At 74.5% G+C, this 13495-nt stretch carries 12 protein-coding genes; 6 read left to right on the forward strand and 6 right to left on the reverse strand.

The features are described 5' to 3' along the window. Positions 1–38: 38 nt before the first annotated feature. A complete protein-coding gene (gene ligD, locus OVA02_RS16440) occupies positions 39–1055 on the reverse strand; it encodes a non-homologous end-joining DNA ligase (protein WP_267658836.1) in 1017 nt (338 codons plus the stop codon). A 122-nt stretch (positions 1056–1177) separates the two neighbouring features. Between ligD and OVA02_RS16445 the strand changes: the two genes are divergently transcribed. Beyond that, on the forward strand, positions 1178–3784 hold the full coding sequence (locus tag OVA02_RS16445; protein ID WP_267658837.1) for a lamin tail domain-containing protein: 2607 nt from the start codon (positions 1178–1180) through the stop codon (positions 3782–3784). Positions 3785–3917: 133 nt separating this feature from the next. Here the strand turns inward: OVA02_RS16445 and OVA02_RS16450 are convergent, their stop codons facing one another. Both OVA02_RS16450 and aztA read right to left on the reverse strand, forming a co-directional pair. Further along, positions 3918–4859 (reverse strand): PhzF family phenazine biosynthesis protein, encoded by a 942-nt coding sequence (locus OVA02_RS16450; RefSeq protein ID WP_267658838.1) that lies wholly within the window; start codon positions 4857–4859, stop codon positions 3918–3920. A gap of 107 nt (positions 4860–4966) precedes the next feature. Further along, positions 4967–5614, reverse strand: a complete 648-nt coding sequence (aztA, locus tag OVA02_RS16455) for a zinc ABC transporter ATP-binding protein AztA (protein WP_192124314.1) — start codon at positions 5612–5614, stop codon at positions 4967–4969. Between the two features lie 51 nt (positions 5615–5665). Between aztA and aztB the strand changes: the two genes are divergently transcribed. The 5 genes from aztB to OVA02_RS16480 all read left to right on the forward strand — a co-directional run bounded on the left by aztB (position 5666) and on the right by OVA02_RS16480 (position 11508). Further along, on the forward strand, positions 5666–6565 hold the full coding sequence (aztB, locus tag OVA02_RS16460) for a zinc ABC transporter permease AztB (RefSeq protein ID WP_267658839.1): 900 nt from the start codon (positions 5666–5668) through the stop codon (positions 6563–6565). A gap of 75 nt (positions 6566–6640) precedes the next feature. Then, on the forward strand, positions 6641–7906 hold the full coding sequence (locus OVA02_RS16465; RefSeq protein WP_267658840.1) for an ABC transporter: 1266 nt from the start codon (positions 6641–6643) through the stop codon (positions 7904–7906). Continuing rightward, positions 7903–8895: a zinc ABC transporter substrate-binding protein AztC gene (gene aztC, locus OVA02_RS16470; RefSeq protein WP_267658841.1), complete on the forward strand. Its 993-nt coding sequence runs from the start codon at positions 7903–7905 to the stop codon at positions 8893–8895. The genes OVA02_RS16465 and aztC overlap by 4 nt, the downstream gene beginning before the upstream one ends. A 29-nt stretch (positions 8896–8924) precedes the next feature. Beyond that, positions 8925–10154 carry a zinc metallochaperone AztD gene (aztD, locus tag OVA02_RS16475; RefSeq protein WP_267658842.1) on the forward strand — a complete coding sequence of 410 codons (1230 nt, stop codon included), beginning with the start codon at positions 8925–8927 and terminating at the stop codon, positions 10152–10154. 307 nt (positions 10155–10461) lie between these two features. Further along, on the forward strand, positions 10462–11508 hold the full coding sequence (locus tag OVA02_RS16480) for a helix-turn-helix transcriptional regulator (RefSeq protein WP_267658843.1): 1047 nt from the start codon (positions 10462–10464) through the stop codon (positions 11506–11508). A gap of 130 nt (positions 11509–11638) precedes the next feature. On the opposite strand, the gene OVA02_RS16485 is transcribed toward OVA02_RS16480, so the two are convergent. The 3 genes from OVA02_RS16485 to OVA02_RS16495 all read right to left on the reverse strand — a co-directional run bounded on the left by OVA02_RS16485 (position 11639) and on the right by OVA02_RS16495 (position 13487). Then, complete coding sequence (locus OVA02_RS16485) at positions 11639–12076, reverse strand: VOC family protein (protein ID WP_157485471.1); 438 nt, start codon at positions 12074–12076, stop codon at positions 11639–11641. Positions 12077–12158: 82 nt separating this feature from the next. Then, positions 12159–12458: a DUF1905 domain-containing protein gene (locus OVA02_RS16490; RefSeq protein ID WP_056046945.1), complete on the reverse strand. Its 300-nt coding sequence runs from the start codon at positions 12456–12458 to the stop codon at positions 12159–12161. Positions 12459–12467: 9 nt separating this feature from the next. Next, positions 12468–13487, reverse strand: coding sequence for a sensor histidine kinase (locus OVA02_RS16495; RefSeq protein ID WP_157485387.1), 1020 nt, complete (start codon positions 13485–13487; stop codon positions 12468–12470). Positions 13488–13495 lie beyond the last annotated feature (8 nt).

The following is a 13495-nucleotide window of genomic DNA, read 5'->3' on the forward strand; positions in this document are numbered from 1 at the left end:
AGACGCGGTGCCGTGCACGAGACGCGGTGTGCTGCGGGTCAGTCGTCGGCGGGCTTCCGCGCCCGGCTGGGCTGCACGCGGGGCGGCTCGCCGGGCATCTTCGGGAAGTCCGGCGGGAAGGGCAGTTCGCCGAGGCCGTCGGCGACGTCGCGTTCCCACCAGGCGAGCAACGTGTCGATGCGCCCCGGCGACTCGTGCATCGAGGCCCACGGGTCGCCGTGGGTCTGCAGCCGCTCGGGCACCGTCAGCACGGTGTGCTCGGCCGGGTCGATGCCGGGCAGGTCGTCCCATGTGACCGGCAGGGACACGGAGGCGCGGGGCAGCGCCCGGGGAGACCAGGCCCCCGCCATGGTGCGGTCGCGATTGGCCTGGTTGTAGTCGACGAAGAGGCGGTCGCCGCGTTCCTCCTTCCACCACGCGGTGGTGACGCGGTCGGGGGTGCGGCGTTCGAGTTCGCGGGCGGCGGCGATCACGGCGTGCCGCACCTCCAGGAACTCGTGCGTCGGCTCGATCGGCGCGAAGACGTGCAGGCCCCGGTTGCCGCTCGTCTTGACGAACGCGGTGAGACCGGCCTCGTCGAGCACGGCCCGGAGGTCGACCGCGGCCGTCACGGCGTCGGCGAAGCTCGTGCCCGGCTGCGGGTCGAGGTCGATGCTCAGCTGGTCGGGCAGGTCGTGCTGCTCGGCGCGCGAGGCCCACGGGTGGAAGACCAGGGTGTTCATCTGGGCCGCCCAGACCGCGGCGGCCGGCTCGTCGATCACGAGCTGCGGGTGCACGCGGCCGCTCGGGTAGGTGACGTCGACGGCCCGGACGTACTCGGGCGTGCCGCGGGGCGGGTTCTTCGAGAAGTACTGGTCGCCGTCGACGTCGCCGCCGAACCGCTGCAGCGAGATCGGACGGTCGCCGTTCGCCGCGACGAAGGGCGTGCCGACCTCGACCAGGTAGCGCGCCAGGTCGAGCTTGGTCACGCCGAGGTCGGGCCAGAGCACGCGGGACGGACTGCTGATGCGGACGTCGCGGTCGCCCACCCGCAGGGTCGTCGCCTCGGATGCCATGTGCGTGACGCTAGTCCCGTCGCGCCGCCGGGGCACGAGGTGCCGGCGTTCACGGGGCGTTCACCCGGGCGTCGCTTCCGTCCGAGATGGTTCGGTCCACACCCGACGAAACGGACACCCGAATGCGCACGCCCCTGCTCCGCCTCGGCGCCCTGACCCTGGCCGGCTCGATCGCCGCCGCCGGGCTCGTGGCCACGAGCGCCCTGCCCGCCCTCGCGGCCGACGCCGACGTCGTCGTCAACGAGATCGACACGACCGACGACTGGGTCGAACTGCTCAACACCGGCCAGACCCCGACCGACGTGTCGGGCTTCGTGCTGCGGGACGACAAGGACACGCGGACGCTCGCGCTGCCCGCGGGCACGGTCCTCGCCGCCGGCGAGCGCCTGGTCGTCGACGTCGCCGACGACGCCGTGTGGGGCGCCGCCGCCTACGGACTCGGACGCGCCGACGCCGTCCGGCTCTACGCCGCCGACGGCACGACCCTGCTCGACTCGTACGCCTGGACGCAGTTCCCGACGACGACCTACGGCCGCTGCGCCGACGGCACCGGCGAGTTCGCGACGACGGCAGCCGGGACGCGAGGCACCGCCAACGAGTGCGCGACGACACCGGCTCCGACCGACCCGACGGACCCCGCCCCGACCGACCCGACGACCCCCGCCGTGCCCGCCACGACCGACGTCGTGATCAACGAGGTCGAGTCGAACGGCGACGACACCGACTGGGTCGAACTGACGAACGTCGGCACGGCGCCCGTCGACGTCTCGGGCTACACCTTCCGCGACGAGGACGACGTGCGCACGCCCTTCACCCTGCCCACCGGTTCGGTCGTGCAGCCCGGCGCCTTCTTCGTGATCGACCAGGCCTCGGGCTCGAACCCGGTCGGCTTCGACTTCGGACTCGGCCAGCCCGACTCGGCACGACTGTTCGACACGGCGGGCACGCTCGTCGCGTCGTACGCCTGGAGCGTCCACAGCACCGTCAGCTACGGCCGCTGCCCCGACGGCACCGGCGAGCTGACGACGACGACCGCGACCACGAAGGGCGCGGCGAACGACTGCTCGTCGCCCGTGCGCATCAACGAGGTCGAGAGCCAGGGAGGCACGCCCGGCGACTGGGTCGAGCTCACGACCGTGGGCACCTCGTCGGTCGACCTCGGCGGCTACGTGCTGACCGACTCCGACCCGACGCACCGCTACGTCGTCCCCGCCGGGACCGTCGTCGCCCCCGGCGGCTTCGTCGTCCTCGACGAGCAGACCCCGACCTCGGCCGGCTTCGACTTCGGACTGGGCGGTGCCGACTCGGTGCGCCTGCTGCTGCCGGACGGCACGACGGCGGCCGACGGTTCGACCCTCGCCGACGAGTACTCGTGGACCTCGCACGCCGCCACCACCTACGGCCGCGGCCCCGACGGCACGGGCGACTTCGCCGTCACGTCGGCCCCGACCAAGGGCTCCGCCAACACCTTCGCCGGCGTCTCCGTGCCGACGGCCTGGCCCGGCGGACCCGACGAGGTCCCCCTGGACGACGAGGGCACCTTCACCGGTGACCTGAGCGGTCTCGACTACGAGCCGACCGGCACCGCGACCCCCGGCACGCTCTGGGCGGTGCAGAACGGCGACGGCCTGCTCTACCGCATCGTCTCGGACGGCGCCGGCGGGTGGGCCCCGCAGACGACCGACGGCTGGGCTGCCGGCAAGAAGCTGCTGTACCCGAGCGGGGTCGCGACCGACATCGTGGACGCCGAGGGCGTCACGGTCGCCGACGACTCGTCCGCGGGCGGCGTCTACGTGTCGACCGAGCGCAACAACGCCTCCGGCTCGGTCAGCCGCCCCTCGGTGCTGCGCTACGACGCCGCGACCGCGAGCCCGGCCACGACCCTGGTCGCCACCGACGAGTGGAACCTCGCCGCGGACTTCCCCGGCCTGGGGGCCAACGCGGGCCTCGAGGGCATCACCTGGGTGCCCGACGCCTGGCTGACCGAGGCGGGGTTCGTCGACGAGGCGACCGGCGCCTCCTACGACCCCGCGACGTACGCCGGCCACGGTGACGGGCTCTTCTTCGTCGGCGTCGAGGGCACCGCGAGCGTCTACGCCTACGCCCTGATGGACGACGGTTCGTTCGAGCGCGTCGCCACCATCGCGACGTCGTTCGCCCTGGTCGCCGACCTGCAGTTCGACGCCGACCTCGACTCGCTCTGGGTCGTCTGCGACGAGGCCTGCTCGGGCCGCACGGCGCTGTTCTCGGTCGACGAGTCGGGGTCGTTCGCCGAGGACGTCGTCTACGAGGCACCGACGAACGCCGACCGCGGGCTCGCCAACGAAGGCTTCGCGATCGCCCCGGCGGCGACGAGCGTCGACGGGTTCCGCCAGACGTTCTACGCGGACGACAACGACACCGACGGGTTCTCGCTGCGCGCCGGGACGTTCCCCGGCGTGGCGGCCGAGCCCGGGACGCCCGGCGACCCCGGCACCCCCGGGACGCCCGGCAACCCCGGGACGCCCGGCAACCCCGGGACGCCCGGCACGCCCGGCGACCCCGCTGCCCCCGCCGATCCCGGCACGGGCGTGACGCCGATCGGTCAGGGCTCGGCCCCGGCGACGGTCGACGGGCAGCTCGCCTTCACCGGTTCGGACGCCCGATGGGCAGCGGCCGCGGCCCTGCTGCTCGTGCTCGCCGGGGCGGGCGCCCTGATCGCCCGCCGGCGTCGACTCACCCGCGACTGAGGCACGACGCCCCACGACCCCGTGTCGAGCGATGCACCCGGAAGCGTCCGGGCGCGTCGCTCGACACGGGGTCCGTCGTCGTGGGGCGCGCGGCGTGCGGCCGCGGAGGCCGACCGGTCAGCGGGTCAGCGGGTCAGCGGGTGAGCGGCGTCGCCGTGCCGGTGACCGTGACGCCGCCGACGACCGGGACGTCGACCACGAGGCGGCTCGGACGCCCCACGTGCCGCCCCTGCCTCACCACGACGCGGGCAGGAGGCGCGATCAGGTCGAGTGCGCGGAGGTAGCCGCCCAGCGACGCGGCCGCCGACCCCGTCGCCGGGTCCTCGGTGAGGGAGCCGACGGGGAACAGGTTGCGTGCCTCGACCACGGTCGCCCCGGACTCGTCGACACCCTGGGCGTGGATCACCGTGATCGTGCCCGCCCAGCCCTGTTCGTCCATGAGGGCCCGCACGGCGACCGGGTCGAACCCGAAGGCGTCGAAGACCCGCTGGTCGCGGACCGCCACCACGGGGTGCCGGTTGCCCGCGAAGGACTCCCGCAGCGGACGACGCTCGTCGAGGTCGGCGTGCGTGAGGCCGAGCAGCGCCAGCAACCGGTCGGCGACGGTCGGGTCCAGGTCGCGCACGACGGGGTCGACGCTCGTGAACGACGCCGTCACCGGGCCCGCGACGGCGTCGGCACCCCCACGCGAGGTCTCGATCACGACCGGCCCGACCGCCGTCTCGAGCGTGAACGCTCCGACCCCGCGACGCTCGGCCAGGGCGACGGCGGTGGCGATCGTCGCGTGCCCGCAGAACGGGACCTCGGCCCCGGGCGAGAAGTAGCGCACGACCATGTGCCGGTCGTCGCCGGCGCGGGACGGATCGATCACGAACGCCGTCTCGGCGTACCCCACCTCGGCGGCGATCCGCCGCATGTCGGCGGCCGAGAGGGCCGACGCGTCGAGCACGACGCCGGCCGGGTTGCCGCCGCCCGGTCCGTCGGCGAAGGCCGTGAGGTGCAGCACCTCGACGGTCGGGGCGGACGGCGAGGGAGCGGCGGGGCCGGCGGGAGGCGAGGGTCTGCGGTCGGTCACGACGCCACTGTGCCGCACCGCGCCTCCTCGTCGCCAGTGCCACCTCGTGCCGGGTGGCCGGCCCGGACCTCGCGACCGTGCCGGACCGTGTCGGACCCCGAGCCGCCTCACACGACCCGACCGGCCTCGAGCCGCACCACGTGGTGCGCGGCGTCGAGCAGCAACGGATCGTGCGAGACCGCGAGCACCCCCGTGCCCCGGGCCGCCTCGTCGAGCAGCGTGGCCCGGATGCGGTCCGCGCTGTCGGCGTCGAGCCCGGTCGTGGGCTCGTCGAGCAGCAGCAGGTCGGCCCCGCGCGCGAGTCCGTGGGCCAGGAGCGCACGCTGCCGCTGGCCACCCGAGAGCGCGGCGAAGGGTCGGGGCGCCAGGTCGGCGACGTGCAGGCGCTCGAGCGCCTCGTCGACGGCGGCGCGGGCTCGACGGTCGAGGGGACGCCACCGGCCCACGCGACCCCAGGCACCGACCGTCACGACGTCGCGCACGGTGACCGGGAGCCCGTCCGGGATCGACGTGCGCTGCGGGACGAAGGCGATCGTCGACGTCGTCGAGCGCGTGCCCGACGACGGTTCGCGGACGCCCGCGACGACCTCGAGCAGCGTCGACTTGCCGGCGCCGTTGGGGCCCGCGACCACCGTCAGGGCACCGCCGCGCACGTCGAGGTCGACGTCGGCCAGGGCCATCCGGTCACCGAACGTGCACCCCACCCCGAGGAGGCGCGCCAGGGACGAGGGAGCGGCGGCGGTGGTCGTCGTCATGCCGTCAGCCTAGTTGATAAGCGTTCTCATTCTCAGCTACGGTCGTGTCTCGTGTCCTTCCTCTCCACCGCCGTCCTCGAGCCGTTCTCGCTCGACTTCGTCCAGCGCGCCCTCGTCGGCGGCGGCCTCGTCGCGATCCTCTGCGGCGTCGTCGGCACCTGGGTCGTGGTGCGCGGCATGGCCTTCCTCGGCGAGGCGCTCGCGCACGGCATGCTGCCCGGCGTCGCCCTCGCGACCGTGCTCGGTGCGCCCGTCCTCGTCGGCGGGGCCCTCAGCGCCGTCGTCATGAGCCTCGGCGTGGCGGCGCTGCAACGACGCGGTCGCCTGTCGTACGACACGAGCATCGGCCTCCTCTTCGTCGCGATGCTCGCCCTCGGCGTCGTCGTCATCTCGCACTCGGGCAGCTTCGCCACCGACGCCACGTCGATCCTGTTCGGCGACGTCCTCGCGATCACGACGGCGGACCTCGGCCTGCTCGCCGGCGCGACGATCGTCGGCGTCGGCCTCGCGGCCGCCTTCCACCGCCCCCTGCTGGCCCTCGCCCTCGACCCGCGCCTGGCCGCCGTGCTGGGGCTCGGTCCGCGCTCGGCCCAGGCCGTGCTCGTGGGACTGGTCACGCTCGCCGTCGTCGCCTCGTACCAGGCCGTCGGGTCGTTGCTCGTCGTCGGACTGCTGCTCGCACCGGCCGTCGCCGCGGGCCACTGGACGACGCGCCTGCCCACGCGGATGGTCCTCGCCTCGGCCGTCGGCGTGCTCGCCGTCGCCGTCGGCTTGCTCGTCTCGTGGCACGCCGCGACGGCCGCCGGCGCCTCGATCGCGGCGACGGCCATCGCGTTCGCCGGCCTCTCGGGGGCCGGCCACGCCGCCCTCGGCCGTCGGCGGGCACGTCGGGTCGACACCGCCGCCCCGGGTCGCACGGGCACGGCGCCCGTCGCGACCCCCGTCTCCTGACCCGCCCGCACTCCCCCCGTCCGCACTCCCCCGCCCGTCTCCCCGTCCCACCCCACGCCCACCCGGAAGGACCGCATGCGATCCCCCCTCCTCACGACCTGCCTGCTCGGTACGCTCGCCCTCGGGCTGACCGCCTGCTCGACCGACACCTCGCCGGGCGACGACCCCGCCGCCGGGACGACGGCCGACGAGACCGGCGCCAGCGGCGAGGGCCACGGCGCCGTCGCGGGCGCCGAGGAACTCGCCGAGCCCCGTCTCGGCCTCACCACGATCGACCCGTCGGGCACGGTCGCCCACCTCGACCTGCTCGACGAGGGCGTCGTCGAGCTCGGGTCGGTCGACGCCCCGACCGCCGTGGAGACCGACGGGCGGTACCTGTTCGCCGAGACCGCCGGCGGCCTCGAGGTCGTCGACAGCGGGGTCTGGACGTGGGACCACGGGGACCACTTCCACTACTACCGGGCCGACCCGCGCCTCCTCGGCACCGTCGAGGGCGACGGCGCGGCGACCGTCGCGACCACGAACCTGTCGACCTCGGGTTCGACCGGCGTGCACTTCGCCGGCTCGGGCGACGCCGTGCTGCTCGACACCGAGGCGCTGTCCCGGGGCGAGCTGCGGGAGCGGTTCCGACTCGACGGCGAACCGGGCACCGGCATGGTCGTCCCCGTGGGCTCGTACGCCCTGGTGACCGAGGGGCGCGGCGAGGCGACGACGCTCGTCGGACGCACCGCCGACGGTGACGAGACGGGCCTGCGCGAGGCCTGCCCGGACGCCTCGGGCACGATCACGACCCGCGTCGGGGCGGTCGTCGGCTGCTCGGACGGCGCCCTGCTCGCGACCGTCGCCGACGACGAGCTCGTCGTCGAACGCATCCCCTACCCGGCCGGCTCGACCCCGTCGTCGGGCGGCACGGCGGCCCCGGCCACCGCGTTCGACAACCGGGAGGGGCGACCCACCGTGGCCGGGCTCGCCGGCTCCGCGGGCGTCTGGTTGCTCGACACCCGGGCCCGGGCCTGGACGCTGCTGCCGGCACCGACCCCGCTGGTCACGGTGACCGCCGTGGACGACGCCGACCAGCGCCTCCTCGCCCTCGCCCGGGACGGCCGCGTGCTCGTCCTCGACGGCGCCACCGGCCAGGTCGTCGCCGAGACCGCGCCGCTCGTCGCGGACTCGCTCGCCGCGGGCCGGACGCCGACGCTGATCGCCGACCAGCAGCGCGCGTACCTCTCGGCCCCGGTCGAGGGGCGGCTGTACGAGATCGACGCCGCCGACGGCGCGCGGATCGCCCGCAGCTTCGAGACGGCGGGCGAGCCGGCCTTCGTCGCGGAGACGGGTCGATGAGGGCGCCGTCGACGGCCCGCCGCCGGGCCGGGCTCGCCACCGCCAGCCGCAGCACCGCCGCCCGCGTCGCCGCTGTCCGCGTCGCTGTTGTCCGCGCCGCCGCCGTCACCGTCGCGGCCGCGCTGGCCCTGACCGGCTGCGCACCCGCCGGCGACGACCGTCCGGTCGTGTTCGTGTCGACGAACATCCTCGGCGACGTCGTCGACGAACTGGTCGGCGACCAGGCCGAGGTCGTCACCCTGATGAAGCCGGACGCCGACCCGCACTCGTTCGAGATCTCGGCGCAGCAGGCGGCACGGATGCGGGCGGCCGACCTCGTCGTCTCGAACGGCCTCGGCCTCGAGGAGGGGCTGCAGCAGCACCTCGACGCGGCGGTCGACTCCGGCGTGGCCTCGTTCGTCGCCGCGGACGCGATCGACGTCCTCGACTACCGCGACGGCGACGCCGCCGGCACCCCCGACCCGCACTTCTGGACCGACCCGGGCCGCATGCTCGACGTCGTCGACGCCCTCGGGCCGGTGCTCGCCGAGGTCGACGGCGTCGACGCCGCGGCGCTCACCGCGCGCACCACCGACTACCGGGCCGGGCTCGACCGGCTCGACGCCGACATGGTCGACGCCTTCGCCGCGATCCCCGCCGAACGGCGCGCACTCGTGACGAACCACCACGTCTTCGGCTACCTCGCCGACCGGTTCGACTTCGACGTCGTCGGGGCCGTGATCCCCGGCGGCACGACGCTCGCGGCGCCGTCGGCGTCCGACCTCGCCGACCTGGTCGACGCCGTCGAGACGACGGGCGTCCCCACCGTGTTCGCCGAGTCGTCCTCGCCCGACCGGCTCGTGCAGGCCTTGGCGAGCGAGGCCGACGTCCACGTCGACGTCGTCGAACTGTTCACCGAGTCGCTCACCGCGGCCGACGGGGACGCCCCCGACTACCTGACCATGATGCGCGTCGACACCGAGCGCATCGCCACCGGACTCTCCCCGTGAGCGTCCGACCACCAGAAAGAGGAACACCCATGCGCACCACCCACCTGCGACGGACCGGCGGCACGCTGCTCGCCCTCGGCGTCGCCGCGACCCTCGTCGCCTGCTCGACCGGCGGACCCGGCTCCGCGTCCGACGCGACGGGCGGCGCCGACGCGACCGGCGCCTCCTCGTCCGGCCCCCGCCTCGCCGTCTCGTCCGAGGGCCGCGTCACCGTGCTCGACGGCGAGACCCTCGAGACCGTCGGCGCGTTCGACTCCGAGGAGTTCACCCGCCTCAACCCGGCCGGCGACGGCCGACACGTCATGGTCACGACGAGCGGAGGGTTCCAGGTGCTCGACACGGCGGCCGGCAGCTCGTCCGAGCCCGCCCTGACCGACCTCGTGTTCGACGCCGACACCGCGGGCCACGTCGTCCGGCACGGCGGCAAGACGATCCTCTACGCCGACGGCACGAGCGACACCACGGTGTTCGAGTCCGCCGACCTGACCGACGCCGTCACCGACGGCGAGCTGCCCGCGGTCGAGACGATCGAGGGCGTCGAGGCCCACCACGGCGTCTCGGTCGTGCTCGAGGACGGCACCTTCCTCACGACGGTCGGCGACTCCGACGGCCGCACGGGCATCCAGGTGCGCGACGCCGACGGTGCGGTCGTCGCGCAGAGCGACGAGTGCCCGGGCGTCCACGGCGAGGGCACCGCGGCCGACGAGGCCGTCGTCCTCGGCTGCGAGGACGGAGCGCTCGTCTACCACGACGGGACGATCACCAAGCTCGCCTCGCCCTCGCAGCCCTACGGCCGCATGGGCAACGCGTACGTCAGCGAGACCAGCCCGCTCGTCGTCGGCGACCACAAGGACGACCCCGACGCCGAGGGCTACCTGCTGCACGCGGTCACCCTGATCGACACGGCCGCCGACACCCTCGACGTCGTCGACCTGCCCGAGGGCGTCGAGTACACCTTCCGGGGCGTCGCCCGCGGCCCGGGCGACCTCGCGTACCTGATCGGCACCGACGGCGCCGTGCACGTGCTCGACCCCGCGACCGGCGAGCTCACGGCGTCGTGGCCCGTGATCGGCGCCTGGGAGGGCCCGGCCGAGTGGCAGGACGCCCACCCCGCGATCGTCGTCGCGGGTGACGTCGGCTACGTCACCGAGCCGGCGACGGACAGCGTGCACGCGGTCGACCTGACCACGGGCGAGGTGCTGTCGTCGCGCGAGCTCGACGTCACGCCCAACGAGGTCGCGGTGGCCACGGCCGACTGACGCGACCACCCCAGGGACGAGGAGGCGCGGTGCGAGGGCACCGCGCCTCCTTCGTGGTCGGGGGCTGCGCACGGCTCGTCCGGCCGGCCCGGCGCGCTCGGCCGACCCGGCCGGCCCCACCCCGCCGGCCCCGCCCGCCCGCCGGTCGCCGGCCCGTCCACTGGGGGCACCTCGAGCCCCTTCCCCGCGTCCCGCGGCACCGAAGACCGGGAGAGTCCGACGAATTCGTGACGTTTCGCCCTCGGGCCACGTCTCCATCGTGTGCCGCCCACGGCGGTGCCGCAGGACCACGGATCGAGAGGACCCCATGCCGAGCTTCTACGTCAGCGCGCCCGACGGAGAACCGGAACCCACCGGCGGGGTCTCCGCGCACCCCGTCGACCTCACGGGCGGCGGCGACGACGGGGGCGGGTCGACCTACCGGCGCGTCCAGGACGGCGGCACCGACCTCCGCGAGGCGACCCGCCGCCTCGAGACGCACTACCGGGGCCGACGATTCCGGTCCCAGTCGGGGGGCAGCCCGTTCGAGTACTCGTACGTGCTCGCCGGCGACGACCGCCTCGTCATGCAGACCTCGTCGTTCAGTGCACCGATGCAGGGCGAGATCCCCTTCCCGGGGCAGTACATCGTCGCGTGGAACCGCAGCGGACGCACCACCCTGCACCAGCGCGGCCACACGTTCACGAGCGAGGGCTCCACGCCGTTCCTCATGCCGGCCGAGGAGGCCTTCTCGTTCGAGTCGACCCCGCGGAGGAACGGCATGGTGCAGGTCGGCAGCGACTTCCTCGAACGGACCGCCGCCGAACGCCACGGCGGACCGTCACAGCGCGTCGTGTTCGACTACGCGGTCACCCCTCTCCCCGAGGCGGTCGCAGCCTGGCGGACCGCCGTCGGGTCGAGCGCCGCGGCCGTCGTGGCCGAGCAAGCGTCACCGCTCGTGCGACTCGAGGCCCAGCTCACCCTCGCCCGGGCCATGCTCGACCTGTTCCCGTGGCGCGCCGTCGACGTGCCCGTCGGCCTGCGCACACAGGAGGCCGCCCGCGTCCGGCACGCGGTCGAGTACATCCACGCCCACGCCGCCGAGCCGCTCACCCCGGCCGACATCGCCGAGGCGTCGGGCATGCACACCCGCACCCTGCAGACGTCGATGAAGGAACACCTCGGCACGTCACCGGCGGCGTACCTGCGCCAGGTGCGCCTCGACCGCGTCCACGACGAACTGCTCGCGGCGGCCCCGAACGAGACCCGCGTCTCGGACGTCGCCCGACGCTGGGGCTTCGGCAACTTCGGCCGGTTCGCGGGGTCGTACGCCGCGCGCTTCGACGAGTACCCCCGCGACACGCTCGCCCGCTAGCGGCGGCCTGGCCCCGCGCGGCCCCGCCCCGCCCCGCCCCGCCCCGCCCCGCCCCGAGGAGGCGGTTGGTCGAGTGGGCAGAAATCGTCCTTCCGGCTCGCACGAAGGACGTTTTCTGCCCACTCGATCGTCAGTCGCCCTGCTGCTGGGCGTAGGCCTCGGGGCCCTGTTCAGCCGCCGACGGGTCCATCCAGCCGAACTCGAGGATGTTGCCGTCCGGGTCGGTCAGCTGGCGCTGGTACATGAAGCCGTAGTCCGACGCGGGGCGCGCCTCCGTGCCTCCGGCGCCGAGGCCGGCGGTGACCGTCGTGTCGACCTCGTCACGGGAGTCGAGCATGACGGCGGTGGCGACCGAGGGGGCCGTGGTGGGATCACCGATGGGCAGGTCGGTGAAGGTCTGGAAGTACTCACGCCGGAGGATCATGAACGCGCTGTGGTCCTCCTCCACGATCACGCACGCGGCGTTCTCGTCCGTGAAGAGCGGGTTGATGGTGAACCCGAGGGCCGCGTAGAACGACTTCGCCCGGTCGAGGTCGGTCACGGGCAGGTTGACGAACATCATGGCCACGGGGTTCTCCTTCGAACGGTCCACGGGTGGTGACGCACAGCGTGGCCCCGCCCGTGTCGGCCGTCAAGACCTCGGCGGCAGCTCAGAAGTCGAGCAGGCGCACCGTGACGCCCACGGTGTCGCCGACGCCGAGGCCCTCGGCGTCGCGCACGGCCCGCTTCACGGGCAGGGCGTAGGCGTTCTCGTCGCCGAGGGGGAAGACCGACGTGGTGAACGTCGACGAGCCGACCCGCGCCTCCACGCGGACGGAACCCCAGCCGCGCAGCAGGTCGCCGGCCACCATCAGGACGTGGTCCTCGACGTCGGGCGGCAGGCTGACGAAGGTGTAGAAGGCTCGCCGGCTCTCCCACCGCCACAGGTCGGCGTCGAAGTGGAATTCCATCCGGCCTGTCTACTCCCGACCCATGCGGCCCGACGCCCGCGGCAGCGTGACCTCGATCGTCGTGCCCGCGCCCGACGTCGTCACGACCCGGACCTCGCCGCCGTGGCGGTGGGCGATCTCGCGGACGAGGGCGAGACCGATGCCGAAGCTCGGACGCACCGGGGCCGAGGTCTGGCCCGACGGCGACTCGGCCCGGGCGAAGCGGTCGAAGACGCGCGCGGGGTCGATCCCGATGATGCCGAGCCCCTGGTCGGCGACCGTGATCACCACGCTCGCCGCCTCGCCCCGGCCCTCGACCCGGACGGTCGTCACGACCACCGACCCCACGGGCGCATGGCCGAGGGCGTTGTCGACCAGGGCGAGGACCGACCGTCGCAGGCTCGTCCGCGGCACTGCGACCCGCGCCTCCTCGCCGCCGGGGACCAGCTCGAGACGGACGTCACGCTGGTCGGCCAGCACGGCCAGGGACGAGAGGACCTCGGCCACCACGGCGTCCACGCCGACGGCCCCGAGGACGTCCCCGGGGTGGTCCTCGCCCCCGGCGGCCTCCAGCAGGTCGCCGACGATGTCGATCAGGGCCCGGGAGTCGTCCCGGAGGTGCGCGACGTCCGACGCGACCTTCTCGTCCGCCGACACCGCGCCTCCGGAGATCCCGCGTTCGAGGGCCTGGAGGCGCGCGTCGAGGACGGCCAGCGGGGTGCGCAACTCGTGGCTCGCGTCGGCGACGAACCGACGCTGCAGGCGCAGGGCGTCGCCGAGCGGTCGGACGGCCCGCCGCGCGATGACGACGCTCACGACCCCGGCGAAGACGACACCGGCGAGCCCGAGCACGACCAGGCCGGCCACCACGTCGGTGGCGCTCACGAAGACCTCGCCGCGCCGCGCCGCCGCGACCTGCTCGAGTCGCTCGGTCGGCACCGTCTGGTGCAGTACCCACGCGATCGTCAGCGTGAGAGCGGCCACGACCACCACGGCGGAGACGAGCACGATCTGACGACCGACCGACCGAGCCGCCGCCTGGAGCGCCACCGCGTCGG

It is taken from the genome of Frigoribacterium sp. SL97 (genome assembly GCF_026625765.1).
Classification (GTDB): domain Bacteria; phylum Actinomycetota; class Actinomycetes; order Actinomycetales; family Microbacteriaceae; genus Frigoribacterium.

Excerpts from the sequence above, each read along its gene's own strand:
- aztD (WP_267658842.1), top strand. The coding sequence starts at position 8,925 with ATGCGCACCACCCACCTGCGACGGACCGGCGGCACGCTGCTCGCCCTC.
- OVA02_RS16465 (WP_267658840.1), top strand. The coding sequence starts at position 6,641 with ATGCGATCCCCCCTCCTCACGACCTGCCTGCTCGGTACGCTCGCCCTC.
- aztC (WP_267658841.1), top strand. The coding sequence starts at position 7,903 with ATGAGGGCGCCGTCGACGGCCCGCCGCCGGGCCGGGCTCGCCACCGCC.
- OVA02_RS16480 (WP_267658843.1), top strand. The coding sequence starts at position 10,462 with ATGCCGAGCTTCTACGTCAGCGCGCCCGACGGAGAACCGGAACCCACC.
- OVA02_RS16445 (WP_267658837.1), top strand. The coding sequence starts at position 1,178 with ATGCGCACGCCCCTGCTCCGCCTCGGCGCCCTGACCCTGGCCGGCTCG.
- aztA (WP_192124314.1), bottom strand. The coding sequence starts at position 5,614 with ATGACGACGACCACCGCCGCCGCTCCCTCGTCCCTGGCGCGCCTCCTC.
- OVA02_RS16490 (WP_056046945.1), bottom strand. The coding sequence starts at position 12,458 with ATGGAATTCCACTTCGACGCCGACCTGTGGCGGTGGGAGAGCCGGCGA.
- ligD (WP_267658836.1), bottom strand. The coding sequence starts at position 1,055 with ATGGCATCCGAGGCGACGACCCTGCGGGTGGGCGACCGCGACGTCCGC.